The 14,050-nt window shown below is 62.5% G+C and carries 15 protein-coding genes; 7 read left to right on the top strand and 8 right to left on the bottom strand.

The annotated features are described in order from the left end of the window. The first annotated feature begins 27 nt into the window (after positions 1-27). From VGG22_09065 to trpS, 4 genes are read left to right on the top strand one after another with little or no spacing between them, the layout of a single operon-like run. Entirely contained in the window at positions 28-570 is a 543-nt protein-coding gene (locus tag VGG22_09065; GenBank protein ID HEY1728508.1) for a hypothetical protein, read from the top strand. Further along, the gene (locus VGG22_09060; protein HEY1728507.1) at positions 566-1,180 is read left to right on the top strand and encodes a thiamine phosphate synthase; all 615 of its coding nucleotides are present in this window, start codon (positions 566-568) and stop codon (positions 1,178-1,180) included. Before VGG22_09065 ends, VGG22_09060 begins: the two co-directional genes overlap by 5 nt. After that, complete coding sequence (locus tag VGG22_09055) at positions 1,168-1,929, top strand: bifunctional hydroxymethylpyrimidine kinase/phosphomethylpyrimidine kinase (GenBank protein HEY1728506.1); 762 nt, start codon at positions 1,168-1,170, stop codon at positions 1,927-1,929. The genes VGG22_09060 and VGG22_09055 overlap by 13 nt, the downstream gene beginning before the upstream one ends. A gap of 22 nt (positions 1,930-1,951) precedes the next feature. Beyond that, positions 1,952-2,932 carry a tryptophan--tRNA ligase gene (gene trpS / locus VGG22_09050; GenBank protein HEY1728505.1) on the top strand — a complete coding sequence of 327 codons (981 nt, stop codon included), beginning with the start codon at positions 1,952-1,954 and terminating at the stop codon, positions 2,930-2,932. A 4-nt stretch (positions 2,933-2,936) separates the two neighbouring features. Here trpS and VGG22_09045 read toward each other — a convergent pair whose 3' ends face one another. After that, positions 2,937-4,136 carry a pyridoxal phosphate-dependent aminotransferase gene (locus VGG22_09045; protein HEY1728504.1) on the bottom strand — a complete coding sequence of 400 codons (1,200 nt, stop codon included), beginning with the start codon at positions 4,134-4,136 and terminating at the stop codon, positions 2,937-2,939. A gap of 118 nt (positions 4,137-4,254) precedes the next feature. Here VGG22_09045 and VGG22_09040 point away from each other — a divergent pair, with 118 nt between their 5' ends. Genes VGG22_09040 through VGG22_09030 form a run of 3 tightly spaced genes read left to right on the top strand, consistent with a single transcriptional unit; the run spans position 4,255 to position 7,300 of the window. Further along, on the top strand, positions 4,255-5,910 hold the full coding sequence (locus VGG22_09040) for a hypothetical protein (protein ID HEY1728503.1): 1,656 nt from the start codon (positions 4,255-4,257) through the stop codon (positions 5,908-5,910). Then, positions 5,907-6,164 carry a hypothetical protein gene (locus VGG22_09035; protein HEY1728502.1) on the top strand — a complete coding sequence of 86 codons (258 nt, stop codon included), beginning with the start codon at positions 5,907-5,909 and terminating at the stop codon, positions 6,162-6,164. Before VGG22_09040 ends, VGG22_09035 begins: the two co-directional genes overlap by 4 nt. A gap of 56 nt (positions 6,165-6,220) precedes the next feature. After that, positions 6,221-7,300, top strand: coding sequence for a hypothetical protein (locus VGG22_09030; protein ID HEY1728501.1), 1,080 nt, complete (start codon positions 6,221-6,223; stop codon positions 7,298-7,300). A gap of 10 nt (positions 7,301-7,310) precedes the next feature. Here VGG22_09030 and mrdA read toward each other — a convergent pair whose 3' ends face one another. The 7 genes from mrdA to nadD are packed head-to-tail and all read right to left on the bottom strand — an operon-like array spanning position 7,311 to position 14,025. Beyond that, positions 7,311-9,143: a penicillin-binding protein 2 gene (mrdA, locus tag VGG22_09025; protein HEY1728500.1), complete on the bottom strand. Its 1,833-nt coding sequence runs from the start codon at positions 9,141-9,143 to the stop codon at positions 7,311-7,313. A 4-nt stretch (positions 9,144-9,147) separates the two neighbouring features. After that, positions 9,148-9,678 carry a rod shape-determining protein MreD gene (gene mreD / locus VGG22_09020; protein HEY1728499.1) on the bottom strand — a complete coding sequence of 177 codons (531 nt, stop codon included), beginning with the start codon at positions 9,676-9,678 and terminating at the stop codon, positions 9,148-9,150. Next, positions 9,656-10,474, bottom strand: coding sequence for a rod shape-determining protein MreC (mreC, locus tag VGG22_09015; protein ID HEY1728498.1), 819 nt, complete (start codon positions 10,472-10,474; stop codon positions 9,656-9,658). The genes mreD and mreC overlap by 23 nt, the downstream gene beginning before the upstream one ends. Next, positions 10,426-11,490, bottom strand: a complete 1,065-nt coding sequence (locus tag VGG22_09010; protein ID HEY1728497.1) for a rod shape-determining protein — start codon at positions 11,488-11,490, stop codon at positions 10,426-10,428. Before VGG22_09010 ends, mreC begins: the two co-directional genes overlap by 49 nt. A 29-nt stretch (positions 11,491-11,519) precedes the next feature. Beyond that, positions 11,520-12,116 carry a Maf family protein gene (locus VGG22_09005; GenBank protein HEY1728496.1) on the bottom strand — a complete coding sequence of 199 codons (597 nt, stop codon included), beginning with the start codon at positions 12,114-12,116 and terminating at the stop codon, positions 11,520-11,522. Beyond that, positions 12,113-13,414 (bottom strand): diaminopimelate decarboxylase, encoded by a 1,302-nt coding sequence (gene lysA, locus VGG22_09000; GenBank protein HEY1728495.1) that lies wholly within the window; start codon positions 13,412-13,414, stop codon positions 12,113-12,115. Before lysA ends, VGG22_09005 begins: the two co-directional genes overlap by 4 nt. Continuing rightward, on the bottom strand, positions 13,411-14,025 hold the full coding sequence (gene nadD / locus VGG22_08995) for a nicotinate (nicotinamide) nucleotide adenylyltransferase (GenBank protein HEY1728494.1): 615 nt from the start codon (positions 14,023-14,025) through the stop codon (positions 13,411-13,413). The genes lysA and nadD overlap by 4 nt, the downstream gene beginning before the upstream one ends. Positions 14,026-14,050 lie beyond the last annotated feature (25 nt).

Genomic DNA, 14,050 nt, shown 5'->3' with positions numbered 1-14,050 from the left:
CCCAAATGCGTGCAACGCGGATTTTCCATGCGTCGTCGTGTTTTGACGCTGTGCGCCGCGACGATCGCTGCGTTGTCGGCGTGCGCCAACGGATACGGCGGTTCGGTTCTCGGCAACAGTAACCAACCGACGTCAATCGTTTTCACGAACTCGTCGGGTTCGGACGTTAGCTTTTTCGAAGTCGCGCCGAATTCGGCGACACCTCTGAGCGTAACGGCAACCGGCACGAGAGGCGGCTCCGCGATCGTGCAGCCGCAGACGACGTTCACATGGTCGATTCGCTACGGTACGCCGACCGACACCTATCAGCTCGTCAACACGGCGACGGGCTTGATCACCTATCCATCTTGTCCGGCCGTCGCAGCGGGTACGAACCTGCCGGCGAGCGCGCTCGTGATGTCGGGTGCGACCGCGGCGACGGTCGGCGTCCTGCCCTCAGCCCTCGCCTCACCGGCCGCGACGGCGCCCGCCGGCTCCGGGACCGCGGCCTCTCCGGTTTTCTGTTTGGTGCTGACGGCGACCGCCAGCAACAATGTCAGCGCACCGGTGACCGTTCTCGTCAGCAATTAGCCGGACTGCGCTGCTGCGCGGCATCTACGCGATTGTCGATGCAGCTGAAGGCGACGTCATCACGCAGGTCGAGGACGTCCTCTCGGCCGGCATTCGTGTCGTGCAGTATCGCAGCAAGCGCGCGATCGATCGCCACGCTCTCGCTCGTGCGTGGGAGCGGACGCGCGCGGCGGGCGCGCTCCTGATCGTCAACGACGACGCAGGAGGCCTCGATTCCGCGGACGGCGTCCATCTCGGGCAAGAAGATCTGGCGCTGCTGGATGTGTCCGCGCTGCGTGCGGCCACGCAAGGGAAGATCGTCGGCATCTCGTGTCCGGACGTGCCGAGCGCCTACGCGGCACTTGCGCTCGGCGCCGACTACATCGGCGTCGGCGCGATGTATGCGACCCGGACGAAGGAGGACGCGGGTGAGCCGATCGGAGCTGCCGGAATCCGCGCGGCCGTGCAAGCCGTCAGGCTTCCCGTCGCAGCGATCGGCGGGATCACGCTCGCACGCATTCCTGAAGTTCGCGCGACCGGTGCGGCGATGGCCGCCGTGATCACCGCAATATCGCGCGCGCCGGATCGCATTGCCGCCGCGCGGGCTTTGGTTGATGCATGGGCGCGCTAACGCTCGCTTCGATCGGAACCACGCATCCGTGGAACATCGCGGGCATCGGTCTCGACGCGCGAGTAGCGCAGCGGCTCGAGACGCGTCACGTGATGGTCATTGCGGGCATCTCCGCTCAAGGAGAGGGCGAACGGCGAGCCGAGGCGCTCGATCCGGCAATTATCGCTGCGCAAATCCGCGCGACTCGAGCTGCGAAACCGGATGCGTACCGCGTCGGTGCGCTGCTTTCGCCGGAAAGCGTCCAGGCCGTTGCCTCGGAGCTCGAAGACGTGAGCGTTCCGATCGTTTGCGATCCGGTCATCGCCAGCAGCGAAGGTCTCGTCTTCGCCGATGATGCAACGCTCCACGCGCTGCGCAAGCGGCTTTTCCCGTTGTGCACGCTCGTCACGCCGAATCTCGCCGAGGCTTCGCGTCTGTGCGGCTTTCCGGTCAACGATCGCGCGACGATGGCCGGCGCGGCCCACACGCTGGTCGAACGCGATCGCGCGCACGCAGCGCTCGTTACCGGAGGTCATCTCGAGGGAGATTCGAGCGACGTCCTCTATGCAGGCGGCACGACGTCGACGTTTGCGGGGACGCAACTTCCCGGCGGAATGCGCGGCACAGGCTGCGTTCTCGCAGCTGCGATTGCGATCTATCTCGCGCGTGGTGAGAATACGATTGACGCGATCACGGCCGCGCGCGCACTCGTCCGAGATGCGATTGCGAATAGCGCGCAGTGGAACGGTGAACGGGTATGGCCGTGGTGATGCGCGAACGGGCGCGAAATCAATGAGCGCGATATCAATGAGGGTCATGTCAGGAATGCGCTCGACGGGCCGATTGCATCTCGGTCACTTAGTCGGAGCGCTTACGAATTGGGCGCAGCTGTCGCGAACCGCGGATGCGTATTTTGAGATCGCGGACTTGCACGCGTACACAACGCTTTTCCAGCATCCCGACGAGATTCGTGCGGCGCGCGAGGACATGGTGCGCGATTGGATCGCAGCCGGCGTCGATCCCGACAAATCGACGATCTATCTGCAGTCCGGCGTCCCCGAGATCAGCGAGCTGCACGTGCTGCTTTCAATGGTTACGCCGGTCTCGTGGCTCGAGCGAACGCCGACATATAAGGAACAGATCGAAGCTCTCGGCGGCGACATCGCAACCTATGGGTTCCTCGGTTATCCGCTCTTGCAACTGTGCGATATCGCCATCTTTCGCGGCGAAAAAGTTCCCGTCGGACGCGATCAAGTCGCGCATCTCGAGTTGGCACGCGAGATCGTGCGCCGTTTCAATCGCCTCTACGGCGATACGCTGGTCGAACCGCAAGCGCTCCTGACCGAGTTTCCGGCGGTCCCGGGTACGGACGGACGAAAGATGTCCAAGTCCTACGGCAACACGATCGACATCGCCGACGATGAAGAGACCACGACCAAAAAAGTCCGCTCGATGTTCACGGACCCGCAGAAAGTTCGCCGCAACGATCCCGGGCGGCCGGAAGTCTGTCCGGTTTACGCGTTACATCAAATCGTTAACGAAGCGCGCACGGCCTGGATCGCGGAAAATTGCCGCTCCGGTGCACTCGGGTGCGTCGATTGCAAGAGCGAGCTCGCCGAAAAGCTCAACGCGTACCTGCGGCCGATACGCGAACGGCGGGCCTCGATCGACGACGCGACGATCGCGAAGATCATCAAGGAAGGCACGGAAAAGGCGCGCATCGTCGCAAGCCAAACGCTTGCGGACGTGCAGCGCGCGATGAAGCTGCTCTAGCGAACTACCCGTTAAATTTCGGGAGTGCTTCGCGAATGCGGTCGAGCGCGATGCGAATGTTCTCGATCGAATTCGCATAGGAGAAGCGGACGTAACCGCGTCCTCCCTCACCGAAGCACGAACCGCCCAGACCCGCGACGCCGCCTTCCTCGAGCAAGAACGTCGCAAGCTTACGATCGTCGTGCGTGATGTCTTGCACGTTGACGAACGCGTAGAACGCGCCTTCGGGTGATTTGCAGCGCAGGCCCGGAATCGAATTGATCCCGCCGATGATCTCGTCGCGCCGTTTTCGGAACGTCTCCGTCATCTCGAGAACCGGCTCGTCGGGTCCGCCCAGCGCCGCGATGCCGGCTCGTTGCACGAACGTGGCGACGCATGAGAACGTGTTGTTGTTGAACAGCGAGACCGTGCGCGCAAGCTCTTCGGGCATGATTCCATAACCGAGACGCCAGCCCGTCATCGCATAGGCTTTTGAGAAGCCGTCGATGATCACGCTGCGTTCGCGCATCCCATCGAGTTGCGCGAGCGAGACAAACGTGCCGCCGTACAGTGTCCGGCAATAGATCTCATCGGAGATGACGATGAAGCCCCACTTCTGAGCGAGGTCCGCGACGACTTGAAAATCTTCCAGACCGAGGACGCCGCCGGTTGGATTGTGCGGTGAGTTCAACACGACGACTTTGGTCCGGTTGCTCACCTTTGCGGAAAGCTCGTCGAGATCGAGCCGCCAATCTTTAGATTCGAGCAGCTTGACCGGGACGAGGTTTGCCTGCAGATAGGACGCGCATGACGCGTACGCCGGATAACTTGGATCGGCGGCCACCATTTCGTCGCCCGGATCGAGCAACGCGGAGAGCGTGTTCCAAATGATCGGCTTTGCGCCGGGACCAACGACGACGTTCTCGCGCTTCCACGGCTCGATGCCGCGCAGCTTTGCAGCGAATGTTGCGATCGCATCGCGCAGCTCGGGGATACCGGCCGACGGCGTGTAGTGCGAATAGTTTTGTTCGATCGCTTGGATGCCGGCTCGCTTGATATGCTCCGGTGTGTCGAAATCGGGTTCGCCGATCTCGAGGTGCACGACGCTGCGTCCTTGTGCTTCGAGCTCGCGCGCGCGTGCGAGAACTTCAAACGCGGCTTCACTTCCAAGTCGATCGACTGCTTCACACAGCAGTCCGGCATGATACGCAGCAAGTGTCGTCATAATGGCCGAATTCTCCGAATGAAAGTACCCCGCCTTTGCCGCGCTGCGACGTGCAATTTTGATCGAAGGGTGCGCGCCTCTGCGACCGAACCGGCCGCCTGCGAGATGAGGAGGGCGTATGCTCGAATTGGACGTCGTGCTCGAACAACCGACGGTCGAAGCCGGCCAGCGCACAACGCTGAGGATTCGCGTTCACAACGACGGCGATGATTGCAGCAAGCTCGCGAGCCTTGCGGTTCGCACGACGGCACCCGTCACGCTCGCTTACGGCGGGACGAATGTTCGGAACGAACGCCGCAACGAGCTCGATTTCTCATTGCCGGCGTCGCTACGCGATGAAACCCACGATCGTTCCGTCGACGTATACACGTCGCAACCAGGTGAGGTGGAGATCGTCGTATCGGTCGACTGCGATGGCGAACGCCGCGAGCTGATCGCACGTTGCGCGGTCTTCGGCGCTGCAGCGTTTGCACCGAACGCGAATCGCATCGAGCTCTTCGATACGGAAGCCGCCGCCGGCGAAGTCGTGCGCGGACGCGCAATCCTCACGAACACGGGAAGCGCATCAGAGAGTATTCTTGCGCTACAGGCGGGCGGTGAGCTGTGCGAGGTTGCGTTCGATGCTCAGTTTCCGGTTGCACTCGATCCGGGGATGCGAAAGATAGTCGGAATTTGCGCGCGCGTTCCGGAATCGGCGTTGGACGGCACGCCGCAGTCTCTGCGTATTGCGTGCCGCACCGCAACCGCCGGCGTCGAGCTCGGCGAGGCGCACGTCACGGCACGCAACCATCCGCGTCTCGAAGGCTCGATCGAGCCGCTCGACTACGCCGACCTCGCCGTCGAGCCTGGCCAGCGCATCGATTGGTGCTTGCGTTTAGTAAACGCCGGCGGTTCACACGCGGATTTCACGATCGCGTTGCATGTTGCCGGCGGCGTCTATCTTCCGGGGAGCACGCGCATCGAAGGTGCGCGCCTTCTCGAACGCGGCGGTACGTCGCCGCTCTGGTTGCGCGACGGAATGCGGATCGAAGGCTTGCGCCGCGGCGCGGGATTGAGGCTCGAGTTTGCGACCGTCGCGGACGCGCAAGGCGCGTCGATGAGCGTTTTGGCCCGCGCGTGCTGTGAGGGACGCGAATCGCTCTTCGAGTCGCCGTCGATGCGGCTCGCGGATTGCGGCGAGGTGCCGACACTTCCGTTCACGGTCGAGGGCGTCGGCTTGCGTGCGGTCCCAATTCCGTCGCTAGCACCGCCGCCGGCTTTCGCCGCGTCGACCTCGCGCGTGCGGCGTACGTCGGCTGCGAGCCTCGAGACGGCGATGGTGAGTTATCTCTGCGGCCTCGAGGGTCTGATGCGCCATCTTTGGGCGCTGGCCGTTCTGTGCGCCGACGCGTGCGAGGATCCGGCGCTCGATTCGCACTTGACGGCGAGCCGGATAGCGCTCCGCAGCGTCTTCGATCGCCTGGCGATCAAATTGCGAATGCCGCACTATCCGGTACTTCCCGACGACGTTCTCGATCCGGCCGCCGAGGATGCGCTGGAGGCGTGCGGAATCGTCCCCGGCACGCTCGGGACGCGGTTGGCGCACGCGACGCAGCTGCTTGCGTCCGAACGTGAAGAGTACCCGGAATTCGTAGCCTATCGCAATGTGCTGCGTGCGACCCTGGAGGGTCTGCGCGACGATGCTGCGCTCATCGATGCCCTCGTTGCCGCGCAGCCCGCGCTCGATGCGCGACTGGACGCCGTCATGGAACGCGAGACCGGAGTGCGCGTATGATCGTGAAGCTCGTATTCGTCCCCTCGTTCTTCGTCATCATTGGTTTGGTGTTGCTCGGTATCGCGATGCTGAGCCCGGTTCGCGACGAATCGAAGCAGGTAAGCAGGCGGACCGCGCCGTTCGAAAGGATTCGCGAGCTCGAGCGACTCGCGCGCGGACCCGCAGCGGTGCATGCACTACGCGGCGCGCTCACCGACCCAGACCCACGGGTTTCGGCGGTTGCGGCAATCCTATTACGGGATTGCGAGACGTAGCACAAGCGGGTCCCCGCTTGGAGGCGATGACGCCCACTGAAGGGAAGCGCCGCACCGTGGAAAGCGTCGAACCGACCGCGGTCGATTCAGGCGAAAAGCCAAGAGCCGCGGGTGGCATACCAGACTTCGCAAAAGACGCCGCCACGATCGCAGAGTATGACGCTGCAAAGGCGCGCTTTGAACGGTCGGAGATTTCGCACGCCGAAAGCGCGGTACGCGCTTCGTACACGCGCAAGCGCGCGGGCGTGCTCGCCGAGATCGCCGCTGCCGCGAACGCGCTCGAGGAGCGCAAGAAGATTGCGGAGCGCAATCTCAAGGGTTACGCCGAGTCGTATCCGCGTCACGTTCGCGGAAATCAAATCGAGCGTCCCGGTTTCTTTGAATGGCTGTTCAGCTTCGGGCGTGCATCCCGGTTGTATAACGCTGCAGCGCGTTCGTCGCAAGACGTCGTCAACGCGCAAGCAACGTACCGCCGGCGTCAACGCTGGGAAGAAGAGCTCGAGAACTGGCTGCGCCGTTCGATTCATCGCGTAACCGTTGAGTTAAAGGAACGTGCGGGCTCACAGGAGTGGCTCGACAAGTTTCACTCGCGTCCCGACGTCGGCGATTTGTGGCGGCGCGTACAAAACATTCGTGAGGATCGCGAAGCCTACGGACAGCGTCTGGCGAGCGGCGACGTCTCACCGATCGAACAGCGCGACCGCTTTATCGGCGAGAACAAGATCGTTCAGCTGCGGCCGCCGTTCGACGGCATGATGATCGACGACATCATGAACTTCGGGGACATCTCCGTCTGGGTGTTCCAAGATCTGCAAACGAATCGCTTTTGGCTGCCGTACGACCGGCGCTTGGAAAACCTGATCGATTCCGTGTTCGACACGTATCGTCTCGTAGACGATCTGAAAGCGAAGTTCAATCGTTCGGATGACGGACGCCGCTTCACGCCCCTCGATCACTATCTGCGCCGCCTGCGCGACGAGACCGACGCGCGTGTCGAGTGGCGTAAGCGCACGACGAATCTGCGCTCGCAAAAAGACGTCGCACGCGATTCACCCATCGACGAGCCTGAGGACAAGAAAGTCCTCGATCTGCTCGCGTCGCTGGCTGCCACCAGCCCGCAAGAAACAGGCCAGTAGCCGCTACGGGCTAGATCTTCTTGCGGAAGTATTCCGCGAGGATTTTTTGGGCGATCGGCCCCGCGACGTTCGCGCCGTAGCCGCCGGAACGCTCGACGAAGATCGCCATTGCGAGCTTCGGATGGTTCGCGGGCGCGAAGCAAACGAACCACGTCGTGTTCGGTCCATTGCCGCCGTCGGTTTGAACCGTTCCGGTCTTGCCGCCATAGGGCAGGCCGGGAATCGCGAGTCCGTACGCCGTCCCGATGTTGCTCGTGACGCGGTCCATTCCGGTCCGCACCTCTTTGAGCGATTCTTTGGTGACCGGAACTTCGCGAATGACCTGATTATCGAAGCGCTTGACGATGGAACCGGTCGGCGTGCGAATCTCTTGGACGACGTGCGGGCGGTAGAGCGTCCCGCCGTTGGCGACGGTCGCGGTGACGTTGGCCATCTGCAGCGGCGTGGCTTGCATCGCGCCCTGTCCGATTGCCAGCTGGCAGACATCGCTTGGCTCCAGCGGGACGCCGTACACCTTGCGCGTCCATTCGTCGGTCGGCCAATTTCCCGCGTACTCGCCGGGTAAGTCGATACCGCTGATGGCGCCGAGTCCGAACTGGAGCGCGTAGTAGCGCAGGCGCGCGTGACCGAGGCGGTCGCCGAGCTGGTAGAAGTAGCCGTCGCTCGACGCCGCGAGCGCCTCCGTAAACTCCGCATTTCCGAGACCGCCGGCGGCAAGATCGACGAAATGCACGCCGTGGCAATCCCAGGCCCCCGAGTCATAGAGCACTTGGTGCGGTTTGATGGCGCCGCTCGAGATGGCGCCGGAGCCGGTGACCATCTTGAATGTCGACCCCGTCGGTGTCGCGGCGCCGATGGCGCGGTTGTAAAGCGGGCGCAGCGGGTCGAGGATGTAGTGTGCGTACTCGTTCGATGAGATCGGCGTTGCGAAGTCGTTCGGATCGAAGGTCGGCAGCGAAGCCATTGCAAGAACGCCGCCGCTGTACGGGTCGAGGATCACGAGTGCCCCGGAAAGCCGTTTGACGCCACGCGTCTTGGCCCACGACTTCAGTCCGTCGGCGAGCGCGCGTTGCGCGATCTGTTGTAAACGCAGATCGATCGTCGTTACAAGGACGTCGCCCGGCTTGGATTTGACGAACTTTTCGTCGCCTACGACTGCGCCCCAGGCATTGACCATGACTTGCTGGCCGCCCGGCGTGCCCTTCAGATACGCGTCGTAGGTGTACTCGAGTCCGTCCTTGCCGACGACGTCGTTCGGCGTGTAGTGTTCGCTCTTGCGTTTTTCGTATTCTTCTTCGGAAATCTGACCGACGTAACCAAACACGTCGGCGGCCATCTTGCCGTACGGGTAATTGCGAACAGGCTGCTCTTCGAGATCGACGCCGGCAAGATCCGGCTGCCGCTCGGCGAGGCGTGCCATTTGTGAGGTGTGCAGATCGCTCGCCAGGATCACGGGACCATACGGTTCGTATGTTTGGACTTGTGCGAAATTTTCGTAGTTGACGTCGTGATGATGATAGAGCCGATGCAAAAGCTCGCTTTGCGGAATTTGCAGCGTCGAGGAAAGATCGGCGATCGTCGACTTGATGTCTTTGACCTGTGAGGGTATGAGCGCAACCACGAACGACGGACGGCTGCGCACCATGATCCGGTCGTCGCGGTCCAAGATCAATCCACGCGGCGCGGCTACGGGAATCAAGCGGACTTGGTTCGCACGCGCGGCGGCAGCGTAGACCTTGCCGTCGATCAGTTGCACGTACGTCAAGCGGCCGATGATCGCCGCGATCGCGAACGTCACGATGAAGAAGAATCCGCCCATGCGCGAGATGCCGCGGTAGATCAAGTGCTCACCGCGACACGAAACGCCAGCGCGCCCATATGACGATCATCGCGATGACCGCGGTGTAGAGGGCTGAGGCGATCGCGATCTTCGTGTAGTGCATGCCGAGGCCGACTTGGAAACCTTCGAGTGAAAGCACGGCCCAGTACAATCCTTCGCGAACGAGTGCCGCGACGACGACCATCGCAGCGAATATCGAGGGTGATTCCGCGAACGTCAAGCGTGCCGCGCCCGAAATGGCGAGCGCCGAAATTGTCGTCGCAATCGTCCACGCCGCGCCGGTGTTTCCGCACAGCGCGTCTTCAAGCAATCCGCCGGCCGCGCCGAGAATGATTGCGCCGGCGGCTCCGGCACGCAGCGCGTACGTTGCCACGACCAAAAAGATCAGGCTGGGCACGACCCCCCGGAATGCGATGTAGTGTACCAGCGTGGCTTGAAAAAAGCCGGCCGCCAGCAGCCAAATCGCGGCCGCACGCCAGTGCGTCGGAACGCGGACGGCGTGTGCTTGCGCCGCGCTATTTCGGAAGGATAACAACATGAGCGAGACGTCCGAAGGCGACCGCAGGCTCGACGATCGCTTGCTGGTCTAGCGCACCGGCGGGCATCTGTGTGACCGTCATGACGTGTCCGATCAAGAGACCGGCGTGAAACGAACGGCCTTCACCGGTGACGACGGAATCGCCGACGTGCAGATGCGCATCCTGCGAAACGTAGTGTAAGTTCACGCGAGTCAGCGTCCCGGTTGCGATCCCCCACCAGCGCCCGTTTTGCAGAATCGCCGGCAAGTTGCTCGTGTAGTCGGTGATCAGAAGTACCTTGCTGCTGAGTGCGTCGGCTTCGATCACACGTCCGACCACGCCGTCGACGTTCACGACCCCGTCGTCGATCATGACGCCCGAACGCGTGCCTTTGTTCACCGTAACGACTTGCGATTTGTTTTCGGGATCGAAGCCGATCACGAGCGCAGGGATGCCAGTCGGGTAGAGTGCGGCCGCGTTCTGTACGGCTTCACGTGAGGGTACGCGCGCAAGCGTCTCTCGCAGCGTCGCGTTTTCGGTTTGAAGCTTGTCCGCCTCGGTGCTTAGCTGCGCGTTTTCGCGTTCGAGCTGCGGCAACGCAACGACGTATCCGGCCGCGTCGCGAGTCCCCGAAATCGAGGCGCCCACTGCAAACTCGAGATACGCGTACGTCGAGGTTATTGCGTTACTGAGTGGGCTCGGGCGGCCTTGGCGAGCGAATTCGAGTTGAACGAGTGCGATGAGACCAGCGGCGATGATCGCGCCGATTACGGCGAATAGCTTTCTCTCATCCCGATACGTAAAGATTGATACCACCTCGTCAAACGATCCGCAGACGGACCGAGACGCTCGAGCAACGTTGGAATTCCGAGCACTTCACCCGCTCCACGCGCAACGCACTCGAGTGGATCGGGTGCGACGATCGTGGGGACATTGGTGCGCAAACTGAGCTCGCCGGCGAGTCCCGTAATTTGCGCGCCTCCGCCCGTCAGCGTGATACCGTTTTCGAGTAAATCCGCGGCGAGATCGGGCGGCGTTTGCTCGAGAACCGACCACACTGCACGGGTGATGCGATCGATGCCTTCAGCCATCGCTTCGCCGACCAATGCTTCACTCACTTCGCGTGCGCGCGGTGCCGCCGCCGAACTATCGAAGCCGCTGACGCGAATCGCCGCTCGCCCGGGTGACCGGCCGGCATACCCTAGCTTGATTTTCAACGCTTCGGCCGTCAGCACGCCGATATGAAAACGGTCGTGACGGAGCCGCGTGATGATCGCATTGTCGAGATAATCGCCGCCGACTTTCACCGAGTGCAGCGCGACGACTCCGGAGAGCGCGAGAACCGCGATCTCGGTCGTCCCACCTCCGATGTCGACGACCATTCTGCCGCTCGTCGTCGTGATGTCGAGCCCCGCGCCGAGCGCGGCTGCGACGGCCTGCGGTAAAAACGTCGTGGCGCGGGCGCCGGCTGCTGCCGCCGCTTCCTCGACGGCCTTGCATTCGATGTCGGTCGCGCATCCGGGGACGCAGGCCACGACGCGCGGCATGAGCTTCGGGCGCGCGGTCGAGGCGCGATTGACCATCGTCTCGATCAAGACGTGAGCAGCCTGAAAATCACTGATCGTTCCGCCGCGCAGCGGGTGAACGACGCGGATCCGGCTGGGCGCACGCCCTTCCATTTCTTTGGCTGCCGACCCGACCGCGATTACCCGTTCGGTAGCGCCCATTACGTCATACGCGACGACCGACGGTTCCGAGACGAGAATGCCGCTGCCGCGCTCGTAGATGACGGTGTTGGCCGTCCCGAGATCGATCCCTAATTCCGGACTCAACGTGGTTCGAACTGTTCGTAAAAAACCCATTAGCGTGTACCCCCGAGGATCACGCCGTGGTCGCGCAACGTTCGCACGAAAAGTCCAAGCGGGAACCCCATCACGGTGTAAAAATCACCGTCGATCCGCTCGACGAGGGCTGCCCCCCGCCCCTGAATTCCGTAGGCCCCTGCCTTGTCCATCGAGTCACCCGTCGCGACGTACTCGGCTATTTCTTGCTGCGATAGTGGCGCAAAACGGACCTCCGTCGAGGCGGTGCGTTCAATCACATCGTTTTCAAACGTGACGGCAAACGCCGTGTGCACCACATGCCGGCGGCCGGAAAGCGCGCCTAGCATCTCAGCCGCCTCATGCGCGTCTTTGGGCTTTCCCAGGGCCGTTCCGTCGAGATCGACGACCGTATCGGCGGCTACGACGAGCGCATCGAGCGGCTGTCCCAGGACGCCCTGAAGCTTGCCTCGCGCATGGGTGCGCGCCAGCTCGATGGGCGGCAACTCCGGCATATTCATTTCGTTATAGCTGCTTGGGACGACGTCGACTTTGACGCCGAGGGAGGCGAGAAGTTCGCGTCGGCGCGGACTAATACTCGCCAAAACCAGCGTCGTTATGACGCGTGGTTTAATCATACTACATCGTTGCGCAAAACGTCTTCGGAATTTTCACGCCGAACGGCCAATTGATGACGTCCGGATTCGACTTCAACGACGGCTGGACGGCCAAATCGGTTGTAGTTGCTTGCCATCGCGAACGTATAGGCCCCGGTCGTACAGAACACGAGCAAGTCACCGGCCCGCAAGTCATCGGGGAGGTCGGCGTCCATCATGACGTCGTTCTCGCACGATCGGCCGGCGATCGTCACACGTCTTAGCAGCCCGCGTGCTTGTGAGCTGGCAACCAATGGTTGGTGGAAGGCCCCGTAAATCGCGGGCCGGGGGTTGTCGGCGATGCTGCCGTCGATGACGACGAACCGGCGGGTTCCGGAGTCTTTGATTGCCGCGACCCGGTAGAGTGTCGTGCCGGCGCTTGCGACCAGCGAACGGCCCGGTTCGATTCCAAGTTTGGGAACGGGCATGCCGGCGCCCGACGCGGCTTCCCGGGTGCGGCGCGTTAGGTCCGTAAGCGTGCTCGCGATATCGAACGCTTCCGAAACCGCGACGTCTTCGTCGACGCCGAAGCCGCCGCCGAGCAGCAACGCGGGAATGGTGCGTCCGCGCGCATGCGCTCGCGCCGCAAGCTCCGCGAGCACGTCGAGATTCGCGGCGTAGGGCGCTTCCTCGAAAATCTGCGAACCCATGTGCGCGTGCAGCGCACCGAGCGCGATGTTCGGGTGCGCGTCGAGAACATCGAAGGCCCGCTCGAGATCGCCGGGCGCAATTCCGAACTTTGTGTTTTCGCCGCCGGTTCGAATGAAATCGTGGGTCTGGATCTCGATGCCGGTATTGAAACGCAATCCGATCGAAACCGCACGGCCCCGCGCGCGCGCCGCAAGCGCTTGCAACTCGTCGATTCCGTCGATGACGACGAACGCAACCCGGCCTTCGATCGCCGCATCGAGCTCGGCCTCACTCTTGCCGCAGCCATGCAGATACATGCGCGCCGGATCGAGACCGCCGCGCTGCGCAGTTGCGATCTCGCCGCTTGAACAGACGTCGAGCTTGAGCCACGCATGCCGTGCAATACGCCGTACCAGCGCAACGAACAGCAGCGCTTTGGCAGCATAAGCAATCGAGATACCGTGCGGCTCGGCCGCGCGATGAAAACGCTCCAGAGTTCGTTCGAACGTCGATGCGTCGAATACGACGAGCGGTGTGCCGTACGTTTGCGCAAGCTCGCCGGCGTCGACGCCGGAAATTGCGAGCATCCCGTTTGCGTTGCGCGTGTGTCCGCTCGCGCAAAGCACGCGCGGATCGTCACCCGTAATCATTTCTGCGCCACGCCGTTCGTGTACAAACCGCGCTCGGTAATGTAGCGCCAAACGGCCTCCGGCACCAAATACCGCACCGTTTCAAGTGCTTCGAGACGATCGCGCACCGTCGTCGCTGAATCCATGTGCAGAGGCAAGTCGATGAAATGGATCTTCGCTCGTAGTTGCGGCGGAAGTGCCGCGAGCGCAACGTCGAGCTCGCTGCGCTCGATTTCGGGACGCGGCACGATTAAGAAACCGTCGAGCTGCGCGAAAACGTCGTCGATACGCTGCCAGCCGCCGCGTACGATCGAATCGCTCCCAGCGATGAAGTAAAGCTCGTCGTCGGGATAGAGTGCGCGCATGCGTGGCAGCAAATCCGCGGTGTAGCCGGTTGCCTCTTCGTCCGTATCGGTGAGGTCGAGGGCGAACGCCGGGTTCGAGGCGATCGCTAGACGCAGCATCGTCGCCCGATCTTCGACGCTTCCGCGCAACGCGTTACGATGGTGTCCCGCGCGCAGTGGCAGGAAAACGACGCGATCGAGACGCTCCGCAGCTCGCACCGCCTCGGCTACGAACAGATGCGCATTATGAACGGGATCAAATGCGCCCCCAAACAGCCCAATCTTCATTTGAACGGCGCTCCGCCCCAGGCTT

The sequence above is a fragment of the Candidatus Baltobacteraceae bacterium genome (genome assembly GCA_036489885.1).
Classification (GTDB): Bacteria; Vulcanimicrobiota; Vulcanimicrobiia; order Vulcanimicrobiales; family Vulcanimicrobiaceae; genus JAFAMS01.
Note: the sequence above shows the minus strand (reverse complement) of the source record. Positions and strands in the feature narration are given on the sequence as shown.

Bases quoted from the DNA above. Each gene is read 5' to 3' on its own strand.
- VGG22_09040 (HEY1728503.1), top strand. From the start codon at position 4,255: ATGCTCGAATTGGACGTCGTGCTCGAACAACCGACGGTCGAAGCCGGC.
- VGG22_09055 (HEY1728506.1), top strand. From the start codon at position 1,168: ATGGGCGCGCTAACGCTCGCTTCGATCGGAACCACGCATCCGTGGAAC.
- trpS (HEY1728505.1), top strand. From the start codon at position 1,952: ATGAGCGCGATATCAATGAGGGTCATGTCAGGAATGCGCTCGACGGGC.
- VGG22_09035 (HEY1728502.1), top strand. From the start codon at position 5,907: ATGATCGTGAAGCTCGTATTCGTCCCCTCGTTCTTCGTCATCATTGGT.
- VGG22_09045 (HEY1728504.1), bottom strand. From the start codon at position 4,136: ATGACGACACTTGCTGCGTATCATGCCGGACTGCTGTGTGAAGCAGTC.
- nadD (HEY1728494.1), bottom strand. From the start codon at position 14,025: ATGAAGATTGGGCTGTTTGGGGGCGCATTTGATCCCGTTCATAATGCG.
- mreD (HEY1728499.1), bottom strand. From the start codon at position 9,678: ATGTTGTTATCCTTCCGAAATAGCGCGGCGCAAGCACACGCCGTCCGC.
- lysA (HEY1728495.1), bottom strand. From the start codon at position 13,414: ATGATTACGGGTGACGATCCGCGCGTGCTTTGCGCGAGCGGACACACG.
- VGG22_09005 (HEY1728496.1), bottom strand. From the start codon at position 12,116: ATGATTAAACCACGCGTCATAACGACGCTGGTTTTGGCGAGTATTAGT.
- VGG22_09065 (HEY1728508.1), top strand. From the start codon at position 28: ATGCGTCGTCGTGTTTTGACGCTGTGCGCCGCGACGATCGCTGCGTTG.